The sequence below is a fragment of the Anaerotignum sp. genome (assembly GCF_040307045.1).
Taxonomy (GTDB): domain Bacteria; phylum Bacillota; class Clostridia; order Lachnospirales; family Anaerotignaceae; genus Chakrabartyella.
Genome location: NZ_JAWRKF010000020.1, coordinates 233678 through 248706, shown reverse-complemented (window position 1 = coordinate 248706; position 15029 = coordinate 233678). Strand labels below are relative to the sequence as shown.

At 39.1% G+C, this 15029-nt stretch carries 13 protein-coding genes and 1 other annotated feature; of the genes, 4 read left to right on the top strand and 9 right to left on the bottom strand.

Translation table 11 applies throughout. The features are described from left to right. Window positions 1-2: 2 nt before the first annotated feature. Genes ABVZ64_RS11215 through ABVZ64_RS11200 form a run of 4 tightly spaced genes read right to left on the bottom strand, consistent with a single transcriptional unit; the run spans window position 3 to window position 3437 of the window. The gene (locus ABVZ64_RS11215; RefSeq protein ID WP_352401101.1) at window positions 3-959 is read right to left on the bottom strand and encodes a GerMN domain-containing protein; all 957 of its coding nucleotides are present in this window, start codon (window positions 957-959) and stop codon (window positions 3-5) included. Window positions 960-1019: 60 nt separating this feature from the next. Beyond that, window positions 1020-2444, bottom strand: a complete 1425-nt coding sequence (locus tag ABVZ64_RS11210; protein ID WP_352401100.1) for a sensor histidine kinase — start codon at window positions 2442-2444, stop codon at window positions 1020-1022. Window positions 2445-2460: 16 nt separating this feature from the next. After that, window positions 2461-3150, bottom strand: a complete 690-nt coding sequence (locus tag ABVZ64_RS11205) for a response regulator transcription factor (RefSeq protein ID WP_352401099.1) — start codon at window positions 3148-3150, stop codon at window positions 2461-2463. Window positions 3151-3164: 14 nt separating this feature from the next. Further along, on the bottom strand, window positions 3165-3437 hold the full coding sequence (locus ABVZ64_RS11200) for a ComEA family DNA-binding protein (protein ID WP_352401098.1): 273 nt from the start codon (window positions 3435-3437) through the stop codon (window positions 3165-3167). 396 nt (window positions 3438-3833) lie between these two features. Between ABVZ64_RS11200 and ABVZ64_RS11195 the strand changes: the two genes are divergently transcribed. Continuing rightward, on the top strand, window positions 3834-5210 hold the full coding sequence (locus ABVZ64_RS11195; protein WP_352401097.1) for a serine hydrolase: 1377 nt from the start codon (window positions 3834-3836) through the stop codon (window positions 5208-5210). A 220-nt stretch (window positions 5211-5430) separates the two neighbouring features. Here ABVZ64_RS11195 and ABVZ64_RS11190 read toward each other — a convergent pair whose 3' ends face one another. From ABVZ64_RS11190 to ABVZ64_RS11175, 4 genes are all read right to left on the bottom strand, one after another. Further along, on the bottom strand, window positions 5431-6549 hold the full coding sequence (locus ABVZ64_RS11190; RefSeq protein WP_352401096.1) for a C40 family peptidase: 1119 nt from the start codon (window positions 6547-6549) through the stop codon (window positions 5431-5433). Window positions 6550-6900: 351 nt separating this feature from the next. Continuing rightward, window positions 6901-8976 (bottom strand): methyl-accepting chemotaxis protein, encoded by a 2076-nt coding sequence (locus tag ABVZ64_RS11185; protein WP_352401095.1) that lies wholly within the window; start codon window positions 8974-8976, stop codon window positions 6901-6903. 411 nt (window positions 8977-9387) lie between these two features. Next, complete coding sequence (locus ABVZ64_RS11180; protein ID WP_352401094.1) at window positions 9388-10509, bottom strand: aminopeptidase; 1122 nt, start codon at window positions 10507-10509, stop codon at window positions 9388-9390. Between the two features lie 9 nt (window positions 10510-10518). Then, window positions 10519-11040 (bottom strand): cysteine hydrolase family protein, encoded by a 522-nt coding sequence (locus tag ABVZ64_RS11175; protein WP_352401093.1) that lies wholly within the window; start codon window positions 11038-11040, stop codon window positions 10519-10521. A gap of 181 nt (window positions 11041-11221) precedes the next feature. Then, window positions 11222-11424, top strand: a binding site (T-box leader). A 116-nt stretch (window positions 11425-11540) separates the two neighbouring features. Between ABVZ64_RS11175 and proS the strand changes: the two genes are divergently transcribed. After that, a complete protein-coding gene (gene proS / locus ABVZ64_RS11170; protein ID WP_352401092.1) occupies window positions 11541-12977 on the top strand; it encodes a proline--tRNA ligase in 1437 nt (478 codons plus the stop codon). Window positions 12978-13026: 49 nt separating this feature from the next. On the opposite strand, the gene ABVZ64_RS11165 is transcribed toward proS, so the two are convergent. Then, complete coding sequence (locus tag ABVZ64_RS11165) at window positions 13027-13299, bottom strand: hypothetical protein (protein ID WP_352401091.1); 273 nt, start codon at window positions 13297-13299, stop codon at window positions 13027-13029. A gap of 251 nt (window positions 13300-13550) precedes the next feature. On the opposite strand from ABVZ64_RS11165, the gene ABVZ64_RS11160 reads away from it, so the two are divergent. Next, window positions 13551-13835 (top strand): UxaA family hydrolase, encoded by a 285-nt coding sequence (locus tag ABVZ64_RS11160; RefSeq protein WP_352401090.1) that lies wholly within the window; start codon window positions 13551-13553, stop codon window positions 13833-13835. 1 nt (window position 13836) lies between these two features. Next, window positions 13837-15003, top strand: a complete 1167-nt coding sequence (locus ABVZ64_RS11155) for a UxaA family hydrolase (protein ID WP_352401089.1) — start codon at window positions 13837-13839, stop codon at window positions 15001-15003. Window positions 15004-15029 lie beyond the last annotated feature (26 nt).

The following is a 15029-nucleotide window of genomic DNA, read 5'->3' as shown; positions in this document are numbered from 1 at the left end:
CTCTAATTCATGCCAACTGTCTTTAAACTTTTCACCGCAACAAATGGAGTGCTAAAGTCAATATGACCCTTAAATGACTGCATCTTCTCTCCCTCAATGAGGAACTGCACTTTCTTTACGTTCTCTAGCTCACAAAGGGAATTGACAATAGAATAGATTGTGAGCAGCTCTCCCGTGGAACCTCCATTATGCTTGGATACAAACTCCTGACTTAAGTTGACATAGCAAACTCCATCGCTAGTCGTTGTAACATCCATAATTTTTGTTTCAGTTGGGATTGTTGCATAATTGCCAACCTCCTTAGGCCCAGCAATTAATTGCTCCAAGATGGTTCTTTCCCTTGGTTGATTTGCATTTACTTCAACCACACGATCCTCCACAATTAAATCTGAAGCATCTGCGTTGGCAAAATAAAGCTTTAAAATTGCATATTCCGTTGTTGTTGCCGAAACAACGGGGTCTATCAAAATATTCAGTCTATTCATCGCACCATAAGGTTCACCATCTCTAGAGAGCAAAGGGGCGCCTTCAACTGTAAAAATTATTGAATCCACAAAGTCCAAAGAAGTAATTGACCATACAATAGATGAACGACAAATAACTTCATCAACACTTGCCAAACCATAATACTTGGAGGTGAAATCAATGGTTGCAACCTTTTCAGCTATGTCAACAGAATTAACCTCTAAATTTCCAGGTACAGTTGGTTGAATTCCATCAGTCTTAATGCCTAAGCGCAAATCTTCCAATATAGATTTTATCATATCTTCAGGTTCGCCCTTCTGAATATCCTTTTTTGTCGCTTTCATTTTACCATTGGAACCCATAAAGTAAAGTTCTACTTCGTTTTTTCCATTGTTGAAAAAACGCTCTTTTATGAATAAACCACTTGGGATTACCAACAGTAAAACTAGTATAAAAATAAACAAACCCAAAAAAACTCTCTTTTGTCTTGCCAAAAGACAACCTCCATTCTTTAACTCATAATGCTTTAAACTCAAAGTTTCCAATCAACAACATTATAAATTTTGACGTATGGGTATTCGAACCAAAATAGTGGTACCTTCTTCTTCCTTACTATGCACCTTGATGCTACCATTGTGCATCATAATTGTGCTATGGGTTATAGAGAGTCCCAAGCCTGTGCCTCCAGTTTCTCTATCCCTTGTTTTATCTACACGATAAAACCTCTCGAAGATCCGTCCAACTTCATCATCAGGAATGCCAATCCCCGTATCTGAGACACTAATAAAGGCATTTTGATGGTCACCGTCTAAGTTTACTTCAACCTTGCCATTTTCAGGGGTATATTTAATTGCATTATCCACTAAGTTTGCAATAGCCAAGGTCAACTTCATCTCATCAACCATGGCAGTCACATCTTTTTCCTTTGCATAATTCACTTGAATATTTTTCACCTGGGCCAGAGGAAGAAGCCTTTTGATAATCCCCTCTACCACATCACCCAAATCAGTCTCTCTAAAATTCAAAGGAATTTCCTTTTGATCCAGCTTTACTAGGGTTAAAAGGTCATTGATGATTGCCGCCATTCGATCTACCTCTGAGTTAATGTCATGTAAAAATTCTACATACATTTCCTTGGGTACATCTTCTTGTAACAAAATAGATTCACTTAAGACTTTGATAGAACTAAGGGGTGTTTTTAGCTCATGGGATACATTTGAAACAAACTGTTGCCTTGTTGACTCTACCTTTTCTAGCTGGTCAGCCATCTGGTTACAAGCCAACGCCAAATCCACAACTTCATTATGAATTTGGGTTTGCATTTGAACCCTTTGCTCAAAATGACCCTCCGACATTTTTTGAATAACCTTAATCATTTTTTTAATTGGCTCCGTAAAAATCTGAGACATGATTACCATCATTATCATTACGATGATAGCAAGACCTGCCAGAAGCAAATTGCCTTTTTTTGCAATATTGGAAACAGTGTTAGAGATATCGCTTAAATCGTCAGAAACCAAAACAACGCCAACCCGTGTGTTGTTCCTGCCATAAATTGAAACTGCTGCATAAACCATGCCATCTTCCTGTACTCTAGCAATATCCTTATTTTCTAAAGCTTCAATTACCTCAGGTATCAAGACTGTTTTTCCAACATCACTGTAACCAGTATCATACATTACCAAACAAGAAGAATCTAAAACCAAAACCCTAAAATCATGGCGCTGGCTCATTTCCAGCATTGTTTCTTCTAAAGAATCCCGATTATCCTTATTTTCCATATAATCGTAAGAAGTTATCTGCCCAGAAATCACATTGGCCTGACTCAGTAGGTCCTTCTTTCTTTCTTCAATAAAATAATCTTGAACGGAATGAAGAATGGTGCTGGCAATTAAAAGTAAGGGAACAATCCCAATCACAACATAAGTTGCCAAAAGAATCCATCGCAAGCTAAGAAAATAAGATTTCTTTTTCTTCATTGCACGCTTTTTTCCCTTAATTAAAATAGTAACCAACTCCCCATTTTGTAAATATATATTTGGGCTCACTGGGATTTGCTTCAATTTTCTCTCTTAGGCGACGCACATGAACATCCACCGTGCGAACATCTCCTGGATAGTCATAGCCCCACACAGTATCAAGCAATTTTTCCCGGCTATAAACCTTTCCAGGGTTCTCCATCAAAAGCTCTAACAAGTCAAATTCCTTAGCCGTGAGATTGACTTCTTTTTCCTGAATAAATACCCGTCTGCTATCATAAGAAAGTTCCAACTCTCTAGCCTTTAACACGTTTTTAGAAGCACCATCCACAGGGACTTTTTTTACGCTACGGCGCAAAATCGCTTTGATCCTAGCCTTTAATTCCAAAATATTGAATGGCTTCGTTATATAATCATCAGCGCCATATTCCAAGCCCATGATCTTGTCCATATCTTCCCCTTTTGCTGTTACCATAATAATGGGGACCTGAGAAAACTCTCTAACCTGTTGGCAAACCTGAAGACCATCCATCTTAGGTAGCATTACATCTAAAACAATAAGATCAAAGCTGGAGTCTTTGATAAGCTGTAAAGCCTCTTCGCCATCATAAGCAGGCGTAACTTCCATTCCATCTTGCTCCAAAGAAAATTTTATTCCTTTTACAATGAGTTTTTCGTCATCAACAACCAACACATGATACGCCATTTTAACCCTCCTATTTATTCCGCTATGGTAAACTCTTTTATTTGATTTAATTTTTTTAGTCCAATTCCCGGAACATTTACAATTTCATCCACTGTATGATAAAGACCCTTTTCTTTCCTATATTGAACGATTGCCTTGGCCAACTTTTCACCCACACCCGGCAAAGCTTGTAATGCTTCTTGGTCTGCGGTGTTAATATTTATTTTGTCTATTGTACCCGGTAAGAAAAGCCTATAATCTCCAGACCACTTTAACTCAAGCCCCTCCGTCCCAATCGCAGCACCCATTTGGATAGGCACTTGACTTTTCGTAGAAAAAAAGATGAGTCCTAGAACAAAAAACAATAGAACCACACATAAAATCTGGACACTTTTCTTTCTAGATGGTATATTTTCGTATTTTTTATCCAAGTTTAATTTAAACCCCTTTTGTTTTGTTTGATATTTTGCTATACTTAGAAAGTATGTATAGAAATATAATCCAAAATAAGCATATTACGGTAATGCTTATTTATTTTAAGTTAAATTGCCAGATGCTTCACATATATTCTATCACAAAACTGGGAACAAGGATAAAAGATTTTTGCTTTGAATGAAAAGCAAAACAAAAATTATATACTTGAACACCCCCAAAACTGATATTATTCTATCACAAATTTTCCAAAAGTTATATAGGAGAAGCCAATGAAACATTCATTTTTTATTTTTTTCTTATCTCTTTGTATCGCATTACCATGTTTTTCTGCTTTTGCCCAACCCACGGATGATGTTGAACCTTATATGAATTCACAAACCTTAGAATCCCCTGAAATCAATGCAGAGTCCGCAATTTTAATAGATGCAACCACCGGAGAGGTGCTCTTTGAAAAGAATAGTAAAAATAAAATGTACCCTGCCAGCATAACAAAACTGATGACAGTGCTTTTGGCATTGGAAAACGGGAACTTGGAAGATGTTATTACCTTTTCCCATGAAGCAGTGTATAGCATTGAGCCCAACAGCGCTCATATTGCCATGCAGGAAGGTGAACAAATCACTTTAGAACAAGCTTTATATGGTATTTTGTTACGTTCCGCCAACGAAGTTTCTAACGCCGTTGCTGAATATGTTGACGGCTCTGTTGCTGCCTTTGCTCAACGCATGACCCAAAGAGCGAAAGAACTGGGCTGCGAGACAACAAACTTTGTAAATGCAAATGGGCTTTTCCATGAAAATCATTACACCTCTGCTTTTGATATGGCCTTGATTGCCAAGGAGTTATTAACGCAGGATGCGTATAGAAAAATGATGAACGCTACATATTATGAGATTCCTCCTACGAATAAACAGCCGGAAATTCGGTATTTACACGGACAACACCAAATGATGAATAAAAACTCTATCTACTATAACGAATACGCCACCGGCGGCAAAACAGGCTATGTCACCGAAGCACTAAATACCCTGGTTACCTTTGCAAGAAAAGGAGATACCGAACTCATTGCTGTTGTTTTAAAATGTAACGGGGCTCAGCATTATGTGGATACAAAGGCCCTGTTTGAATATGGATTTGCAAACTACCAAACTGCTAAAGTTCTTTCAGCCCAAGACTTTGCCAAGTCAGTAGAAGTAGTTGAAACCTATAAAAATAAAACATCCTCCCTGGGTAACATTATCGTTTCCCCAGTAGAGGATGTGTATAAAACAATTTCAACAAACGCAAATTTAGCTAACATTACTATTGATGTAAACTACCCAGAAACCATAAGCGCACCAGTAAGCGCAGGGCAAGAAGTTGGCACGCTAACTGTTAAATCAGGGCAAAAAACCATTTCAACCATCCCCCTCGTGGCACAAACATCTATGATTGAAACACCACAGGAGGCTCGTATTGCACAAGAAAAAGAAACAAGAATGAAGCTTGTGAAGATGGGCGGTATCGTACTTTTAGGAATTGTCCTTGCCAGCCTAATTCTGTTATGCATTACGCGCACCGTTGGCTACTACAAAAGAAAAAAAAGAAGAAAACAACGGGCATTGCGTAGAAAAAGGCAAAGAAAAATAACACGCTGTACTAAATAACTATACCCAGAAATCCCCGTAATTTGCTTAAAGAGGCATGGTAAATGAATCCGTGCCTCTTTTTTTGTACTCAATTTCATATCATATCCTCTTGATAGCATACCATGAATTTTTGCCACAGTTTTCTTCTAGCCATACTATAACCAATGCAAAGAAAATTTTTTTCAAATAAGAAAAGGGTAAATGAAATATAAAGTCCATTTACCCTAAAATTTTTTTATTATCTGATTACACGTCTAGCAGTTACATATGTATTCGCACTATAACCACTGTTTAAGGCTGTTATCGTTACACCATAAGCAGCGCCATCTGTGGAATGAATATAATTTCCATCTCCCATATAAATACCCACATGAGAAATGCGACTATTTCCACCACTGTTGAAAAAAACTAAGTCCCCTGCCTGCAATTCAGACTTGGACACTGCAACTCCATTGTTTGCCATATCGTAAGAGGATCTGTTTAAAGTAATACCAAAGTTCTTCAGTACAGCATAAACAAAACCAGAACAATCCACGCCTTTTGATAAGTTGGTTCCCCCCCAAACATAGGGTGTGCCAATAAATTGCTTGGCATAGGAAACAACCTCAGCCCCTTTGGAAGATTCATTGGATCTACTGGTGCGTTCACCCTTGCGTATAGAAAGGTACTCCGCACTTACATAGCCCTTTTCACCACCATCGGTGATAACTCTAACCCATTCTTGGCCGACACGGTCGATGTTCACTTCTGTGCCGTAAGGTAACACAGCTAAAACAGTTGAAATGGTAGATGCTTCTTTACGTAACTTCAAACCTGTGGAAGCTGTTACTACACCATATGCACTTTCTATATCCTGACCTGCGGTTTCAATCCCTTCTGAGGCAACAGCTGTAACTTTTGTTAAAAGGTCGCCAGAAATATAATCTTTACTCACATAGGCAATTTCTCCGTTAAAAGTGATTTGATACCAATTACCACTTTGTCCAGTTACGACTACCCCTTCCCCTTCTCCTAGCTTTCCTAAGCTTTTGCCAGAGGTAGAAGGTGTTTTTCTAACATTCACGTTATCTGCAGTAACCACTGCATCAGTCTTTGTTAATTCGAAGTACTCAGCAGAAACAAAAGCGTCTTGGCCTTCATAAGAAATTTGGTACCATTCACCATTTTGACCAACCACCGTATATTCAGAGCCTTTATCAATTTTGCCAACAACATCCGCATCTGTGTTTGCTTCTTTTCTCACATTTACAGCCGCGCCAGTAGCTTGTCCTGCGTCAGCAGCAAAAGCAACCGTAGACCCCATCATTAAAATCGATGTTGCAATACAAATATGTTTCAGCGCATTGGAAACTATCATCTAAATATCTCCCCCGTTACCATCTAAATGGAATTGTTACATAATTGTTAAATTAATTATAAGGAAAATTAATATTTTTGTCAACGTATTTCTTCATAATGATGCATATTTTTTTATAAATAGCATATAATAATCCCCCAAAATCTAAGGTTTTCACAGCATTAAAAATAAATCTGCAATAAGCACGAATATGATTCATTTTTCAGCACAAAGTTTTTAAGATTTTTTAAATTTTTCTAAATACTTGATCATTAGCCCTGCTTTTTCTTTGCTCTCTCATTTTTGAAAGAAGTTCTTGTGAATCAACAAGCCCTTTTACCTTCTGATAAAAGGGCTTGTTGGTTCTCTTACTTAATACTTGCTATTCTTATGCTCTTTTTTTATTTGCCTTTGACTCCCCTTGTCTTTCTTGCTATGTCCTTTCGTGCTTTGCTGATAGTCAGGCTGGTAGTCACAATCCTTTAATTCAAACTCTGCTACTAACTCCCTTAACAAATTTGCTTGACTAGATAGTTCCTCACTGGCTGCTGCACTTTCCTCTGCAGTGGCCGCATTGGTCTGAACAACAGCCGATATTTGCTCAATACTTAAATTAATCTGTTCTATAGCTAAGGCTTGATGCTCAGATACATCAGCAATTTCAAATACAAAGGAAATAACATCTTTCGCACCCAAAGCACTCTCTTGTAACGATTTTGCCGTAGTACTGGCAATGCTCGTGCCACGTTTTACTGCCTCTAATGACTCTTCGATCAAAACGGTGGTACTTTTTGCGGCCTCCGTGGTTTTACCTGCCAAATTTCTAACTTCATCAGCAACCACCGCAAATCCCTTTCCTGCCGACCCAGCCCTTGCTGCCTCAACCGCAGCATTCAAAGCAAGAATATTTGTCTGAAAAGCAATATCGTCAATCAGCTTAATGATTTTGAAGATCTCCGAAGAACTAAGACTAATTTGATCCATGGCAGCAATCATTTGCTTCATTTCTTCATTACTATTCTCTAATACCCTGCCCGAAACCTGGGCTTGCTCACTAACCAGGCTGGCTTTTTCTGCAATCTGCCTAATTTGAATAGCTAAAGCAGCAATTTCCGAGGAAATCTCCTCGATCGAGCTTGCTTGCTCTGTCGCCCCCTGGGAAAGAGCCTGGGCACCATTTGAAACCTGATCTGAACCACTATCCACTTGTTCTGCCGCTTGGTTGATCTGTGACAGTGTGGTGTTTAAATTCTCGAGCATAGCCTCAGTGTTAATTTTTACTTTTTCAAATTGGCCAACATACTCCCGTTGCAATTGTGTGGTTAAGTTTCCATCAGCAATAGCCAAAAGGGTATCCGATACTTCATCGATATAGCCTTGATAATTAACCAAGCGCGCAATGGTTAAATTAAATGCTTCCGCCAGCTGTCCTACTTCATCTTTTGACTTTACATCAAGGGCAACATTAAAATCTCCGCTGGCAATCTGTTTTGCAGCACGGGTAATCTTTTTGATGGGCCTAGATATTGCCCCGCTAGCTATAAATGTGACTATTGCGCCGAAGATAACTGCGCCTACAATCATAGTAATTAATATACTCTTTAGTGCGCTCACTTTGGTCAAAACTTCAGTCGTTTGAATCCCCATTATAACAATCCAATGGTTGCCCTCTACAGGTGCAAAAGCAACGATTTTATCAATCCCTTGATCTATATAACTACCGCTACCAATCTCCCTATTTAACATTTTTTGTATCAGCCCGTTTAAATCATTGTTTTCTTCGTTTGCCTTTGCATTTTGGATAATATTATCCTGCCTTAACACTAACTCCAAACTTTTATGGCCAACAACCGTCCCTTTATTATCAATTATTTGGCATTCTCCCGTAGCACCATAAGTGATGGATTCAGCAATTTTACAGAGGGTAGACCCGTCTTTTTTAGCTAAAAACACCCCCGAAATTGTCTCATTCACATAAATTGGCACCGCATAAACTACTGTCAATTGGCCTGTCGTTGGATCTACCATTATATCTGAAATATTAGCCTCTCCAGTCAACGCTTTTTGAAAGTAATCTTCCGTGCTAATATTTTCTTTTTTAGCCTCATTAGAAAAGTATCGTGCATTTCCAGTATTATCGGCAATTGCAAATTGTTCATATCCAACTCTTTTGGCTTCTTCCTCAAAAAAAGATACTTTTTCTGACCAAGACGTATCTGGGTCTAAAATCATGCTATTTCGCGCCAGGCCCTCCAAATATCTTAAATTTGAATTTACCAGTGTTTTAATATACTTTGCTTCAGAAACCACCATGGTTTCCAAATCTCTATGGGCATCCTCCATCAAGTTATTGCTGATAATTCTAATATTTATAAAGCCCAATATCCCTGCTACCAAAAAGATAACTAAGGTAAAAACCGCCATCAACCTCAATTTTAAGGACTTCATTCCTAAACTCCTTCCAAGTTTTTGCATTTCTCCCCATGTTAACAACCCCCACCAATATCTAAAATACTTATTATTTTGTTGTGTCCTTCCCAACTCTCCCGTTGAAAACCTGTGGCTAACAAACCTTCAAAGCCTCATGCTCCTTGGTTCAAAGCAAATATAGAAGACCATAAAAAATCCAGGTTTTTCACTATCTCTTATAAATAAAATATGTCCTTAAAGAAGTTGTGTGAACAAGCTCTTAAACCAATGGGTTTTTTGCAATGAAAAAATAACCATCATAAATGATGGTTATTACTATGATTTCATTATAAAAAAATCGCACAGGTCTAATCTCCCATGGGATTACGAATGTATTGCCACTTTTGAATAACAAACATTCTATTTCTTGTTGATTACTTCCAAGCTTTGTTATTTCGTTAATCGCTCTTCTTGAAACCTTCCGTTTTCATAAAAAAGCTCACCATCAGCATATATTTTGCCCTCAGCGGTCATATCTGTAATCATATCCCAATGGATTGCAGACTCATTCATTCCCCCAGCCTCATGAAAACCATCACCGATTGCCATATGAATGGATCCACCAATCTTTTCGTCAAAAAGTATGTTTTTCGTATGACGCTGTATGCCGTAATTCGTACCTATTGCCACCTCGCCAAAAAATCGAGAACCTTCATCGGTATATATATAGGATAGCAACAGACTTTCCATTTCTTTATTATGGCAAGTTGCACTTACAATCCGCCCTTCTTCTACGGTTAGCCTTACCTTTTCAAATTCATGCCCATTCATAATAGAGGGATATGAAAAGGTGATAAAACCATTTATAGCATTCTCAACTGGAGATGTAAAGATTTCACCGTCAGGAAAATTTTCTTGCCCACAACAATTGATCCACTTTCTCCCTGCGATAGAAACACGAATGTCTGTATCCTTCGTTAAGATATGCAATTCTTTTTTCTCGTTCAAATATCTGGCCCATCGTTCTTGCCACTGTGCCACCTCTTCCCACTTAGAAACGGGATCATCTTCATACAAAAAGCCCGCCTGGTAAACAAATTCTTCGTATTCATCAAGGCTCATACCTGCATTTTGTGCATCACCATTTGTGGGAAATTGGGTCCCACACCAACGCAGAGCACCGTTACCCATTCTTTCGGAATATATTTTTCTGTTTTCTTTATTAGCAAGGCGTCGTTCTTTCAGTTTTTCTCCATCAATAGATTGGAAAACCTTCACATTTTCGCTACCCCACGCACTAATCCATACATCGCTTTTGGCACAGGCACCAAAACGAATATTCTCACGGGCATACTGCTCTTTTACGCCATTCTTCAAAATTTCTGCATCCACTTCAGGTATATCAATGTAGTATTCAATGAGAGCACCTTTCTTTACGGATGCCCTAGTTACCGCCTTTACAAACGGTAACGCTACATCTTCCGCTGAGATAGCCACCCGATCTCCCTTTTTCACTTTTGTTGAATAATTGACCAAAACATCCGCCAATTTCTCCAAACGCTCATCTTTCAAAACAGCACCTCATTTCACAGTAATTTGGCACATTGCTAAAGTTTTAAGTGCCGCTTTATGGGTTTCAGGTGTAACACCTGCGCAACAAGCTGAGTCAACACTAATTTTCATTTCTGGCATTTTTGCCTTCAATAAAATGGCGTTGGATACCACACAGATATCCGTGCAAAGACCAACCAACTCCACCTCTAACTCATCATTTTTAGATTCATTATACACAATTTCTGCCAATTCAACCGAACCAAACGTGGGCTTTTCTATGATTCTTACACCCTCCAAAGCCTGGGCAATACGTTTATCTAACTCCCACCCCTCTGTGCCTCTCACACAATGCTTCACTGGCAAATTTTTACCCTCCAGGGTTTCCAAATAATTTTCTTCATGAGTGTCTCTGGTGGCAATAATATTTTCTTTTGGGTACTGTTTGATTTTATCCAAAACACAATTTACAATATTCTGTGCCTCCTTGGTTCCCAAAGAGCCATCAATAAAGTCTTTTTGCATATCAATAACAATTAATATCTTTTTCATTTATTCGCCTCCAAAAAGTTGATTTTTTCATAATAAAATAATCATACATCATGTGCCCGCAAATATCTATGCACATTTTCTCCATTCTAGGGGGGTATGTATGTAAAAAAATAAAGCAAAAAGTAAATTTCCCTTGCTTCCCCTTGACAGAACATTTCCTTTCGGTTTATGATAATAGCTGATAAAAACAGCGATAGGGAATAGTAAAAAAGTGATCTTGTCTACAGAAAAAAGGCGGTTGATGCAAGCCTTGGCAAACCTTTTTGAACCTACCTCTTGAGTTCCGTAGGGAAAATGCGGCGTAACTTGGCGTTAACAAGTTTGAGAGGACGGAATTTCTCCGTCAATAAGGGTGGCACCGCCGATTCGACCTTGGTCCCTTTTTATAAGGGTATTTAGGTCTTTTTTTGTGGCAAAAACGCATACGCACCTAAGGCAAAAGAGAAGCTCTGTTTAGCAATTTATAATATAAATTCAATGTAATGTTAGGAGGAACTATAATGGCTAAGGATAAAAAACTGGTTGAATCCATCACCGATATGGAATTGGATTTCCCCCAGTGGTACACCGACGTAGTAAAAAAGGCTGACTTAACCGAATATTCAAGCTTAAAAGGTTGCATGATCATTCGCCCTTATGGCTATGCAATTTGGGAATTGATACAACAAGAATTAGATAGACGTTTTAAAGAAACAGGCCACGAAAACGTTTATATGCCCATGTTCATCCCTGAAAGCTTATTGCAAAAGGAAAAGGACCATGTTGAAGGATTTGCACCTGAGGTTGCATGGGTAACCCATGGCGGTGAAAACAAATTACAGGAACGCCTTTGCGTTCGCCCTACTTCTGAGACCCTTTTCTGTGAGCACTATGCAAACATCATTCAGTCCTACCGTGACTTACCTAAACTTTACAACCAATGGTGTTCCGTTGTTCGCTGGGAAAAAACCACTCGTCCTTTCTTAAGAACCACAGAATTCTTATGGCAGGAAGGTCACACTGCCCACGCAACAGCTGAAGAAGCAGAAACAGAGACAATCCGTATGCTCAATGTTTATGCTGACTTCTGCCGCGAAATCTTAGCAATTCCCGTTATCAAGGGCGAAAAAACTGCAAAAGAACGTTTCGCAGGTGCAAAAGCAACTTATACCATCGAAAGCTTGATGCACGACGGTAAAGCTTTGCAGTCTGGCACAAGCCATAACTTTGGCGATGGCTTTGCCCAAGCTTTTGGTATTCAATATACCGATAAAGACAATCAGCTTCAGTATGTTCATCAGACCAGCTGGGGTGTAACAACACGTTTGATTGGCGCATTAATTATGGTCCACGGCGACAACAGCGGCCTTGTTTTACCTCCTATGGTGGCCCCAACACAGGTGATTATCATCCCTATCGCCCAACATAAAGAAGGCGTCTTGGAAAAAGCAGAAGCCTTGAGAAAAAGCCTTAACAACGTTTGCCGCATCAAATTAGACGACTCTGATAAGTCCGCTGGTTGGAAATTTAGCGAATATGAAATGAAAGGTGTTCCTCTTCGATTGGAAGTGGGCCCTAAAGATTTGGAAAAAAATCAGGCTGTTCTGGCCAGACGTGATACAGGTGAAAAAATTATTGTATCTTTAGATGAACTGGAAGAAAAAATTCCAGCCTTACTCAAAGAAATTCAGGCTAATCTTTTAAGAAATGCCACTGAAAGAAGAGATTCCAAAACTTACGTTGCCACAAATATGGTAGATTTCGAATGCACCTTAAACGAAACTCCCGGTTTCGTTAAAGCAATGTGGTGTGGTGACCAGGCTTGCGAAGATGCAATCAAAGAAAAAACAGCTGCTACCAGCCGTTGTATGCCTTTTGAACAGGAAGAAATCTCCGACACCTGCGTTTGCTGTGGAAAGAAAGCAAAACACATGGTATATTGGGGCAGAGCATATTAATATAAATAAACAAAACCGCCGGCACTTTTTAAGCTTCGGCGGTTTTTTGTTATTGTTTAATTTCTTTTATTTCTTCTTGCATTGATTTAATATTTAATTGAATTTCCCCAATCTGCCTACAAAGCTCCCCCAACTCCTCAGGAACCACTTCCCCTTGCTGGTAACGTTCAAATAACTTATCCCCTATTTTTTCTTTGATGGAAGAAATACTTTGCTGTTGGGATAAAATCTTGGCATTCAACTTTCCAATTTCAACTACATCTCCAGTCTTATCCGCTGCTTTCTTTGCCATACTACCTACTTTGTCCATAAAATTCGACATAAATCTTCCCCTTTCATGTTTGTCTACTTTGTCTAAAAACGCTCTAATTGCCCTTATAAATAAAAAGCTTATTGATATTGATACCAGTTCGGATTAATGTTCTTGTTGCAAGGCTTATAACTGTGATATATGATTATATAGTAAAGGATTTTCCAATGACAAACAATAGCATCTTTGAAAAAAGTTTCTGGCTTGTCCTTTAAATAATTAATTTATAGGTAAAAAGTTTTTTACAAAAGAGGAGGCTAAAAATGAACCCTATTCTAAAGATTCATGAAAAAGACAATGTAGGCACCTGCCTAAAAACAATTGTCAGAAATAATAAATTTGACGTTGATACCATCACCATAACTGCAAAGGAAAATATCCCCCAATACCACAAAATCGCTTTGGTAGATATTCCTTTACATGGCCCTGTTATCAAGTATGGACAGATGATTGGCCTTGCCACCAAAGCAATTGAACAAGGGGAGTATGTTCATGTGCATAACATGGAAAGCACCCGTGGCCGAGGCGATAAAAAGGAGGGTTTTTAAGATGAACTTGATGGGTTATGAAAGAAAAAACGGTACTTTTGGCATAAGGAACCACTTGCTGATTATTCCAGCCTCCATCTGTGCAGTAGAAGTTGCAACCCGCATTGCACAAAAATTGGATGGTGCCATTTCCCTTCCCCATCAGCATGGTTGTTGCCAGATGGGTGCTGATTTCAGGCAAACCGTTGCAACACTCACAGGTTTTGGCTGCAATCCCAATGTTGGTGCTGTTTTAGTGGTTGGGCTTGGCTGCGAAGGTATCCAGCCTTCTCAAATCGCCCAAGAGATAGAAAAAACTGGCAAACCCGTGGCATTCATTACCATACAAGAATGCGGTGGAACAACAAAAACAATTGACAAGGGATTTTTAATAGCCTCTAAATTTGGTGAAGAAATTTCTAAGGCAAAAAGAGTCCCCTTTTCCATATCCCACTTAACCTTAGGTATGGAGTGCGGCGGAAGCGATCCCACCAGCGGCATTGTTGCAAATCCTGCCATTGGCTTCGCCTCGGATAAAATAGTTGCTCTGGGAGGCAACAGTATTTTGAGTGAAACTACAGAAGTGATCGGTGCTGAACACATTCTTGCACAAAGATTTCCTGACCTCCAACAGCGCAACAAATTTTTACGGATGGTGGAAGATGTAGAGAAACGAGCTTTGGCTGTTGGTGAGGATTTACGAGGTTCGCAACCAACCCCTGGTAATATCCAAGGTGGGCTTAGCACCATCGAAGAAAAATCATTGGGCTGTATGCATAAGGCAGGGGATAAAGCTCCCTTTTTGGGTGCTTTGGAGTATGGTGAAAGAATTCCTGATGAAAAGCACGGTCTCTATTTTATGGATACACCAGGGGAAGATATCGACTCTATCACAGGGATGGTGGCCGGAGGTGCACAAATCATCGTATTTACAACTGGACGAGGAACGCCAACAGGCTGCCCCATTGCACCCGTAATCAAAATCACTGGAAACCCTGAAACCTTCAAAACCATGGAAGAAAATATTGATATCAATGGGGGCAAAGTAATTCAAGGTTGTTGTACCCTTGAAGAATTGGGAAACGAAATTTTCCAAAAAATATGCTCTGTTTCTAATGCAGAACAAACAAAATCAGAACAATTGGGGCATAAAGAATTTGGTATTTATCGCATCGGTTATACATTCTAATTCAGTATTTGAAATAGGAGGCAAAA

Excerpts from the sequence above, each read along its gene's own strand:
- ABVZ64_RS11195 (WP_352401097.1), top strand. The coding sequence starts at position 3,834 with ATGAAACATTCATTTTTTATTTTTTTCTTATCTCTTTGTATCGCATTA.
- ABVZ64_RS11160 (WP_352401090.1), top strand. The coding sequence starts at position 13,551 with ATGAACCCTATTCTAAAGATTCATGAAAAAGACAATGTAGGCACCTGC.
- ABVZ64_RS11165 (WP_352401091.1), bottom strand. The coding sequence starts at position 13,299 with ATGTCGAATTTTATGGACAAAGTAGGTAGTATGGCAAAGAAAGCAGCG.
- proS (WP_352401092.1), top strand. The coding sequence starts at position 11,541 with ATGGCTAAGGATAAAAAACTGGTTGAATCCATCACCGATATGGAATTG.
- ABVZ64_RS11205 (WP_352401099.1), bottom strand. The coding sequence starts at position 3,150 with ATGGCGTATCATGTGTTGGTTGTTGATGACGAAAAACTCATTGTAAAA.
- ABVZ64_RS11185 (WP_352401095.1), bottom strand. The coding sequence starts at position 8,976 with ATGAAGTCCTTAAAATTGAGGTTGATGGCGGTTTTTACCTTAGTTATC.
- ABVZ64_RS11175 (WP_352401093.1), bottom strand. The coding sequence starts at position 11,040 with ATGAAAAAGATATTAATTGTTATTGATATGCAAAAAGACTTTATTGAT.
- ABVZ64_RS11200 (WP_352401098.1), bottom strand. The coding sequence starts at position 3,437 with ATGGGTGCTGCGATTGGGACGGAGGGGCTTGAGTTAAAGTGGTCTGGA.
- ABVZ64_RS11155 (WP_352401089.1), top strand. The coding sequence starts at position 13,837 with ATGAACTTGATGGGTTATGAAAGAAAAAACGGTACTTTTGGCATAAGG.
- ABVZ64_RS11190 (WP_352401096.1), bottom strand. The coding sequence starts at position 6,549 with ATGATAGTTTCCAATGCGCTGAAACATATTTGTATTGCAACATCGATT.
- ABVZ64_RS11210 (WP_352401100.1), bottom strand. The coding sequence starts at position 2,444 with ATGAAGAAAAAGAAATCTTATTTTCTTAGCTTGCGATGGATTCTTTTG.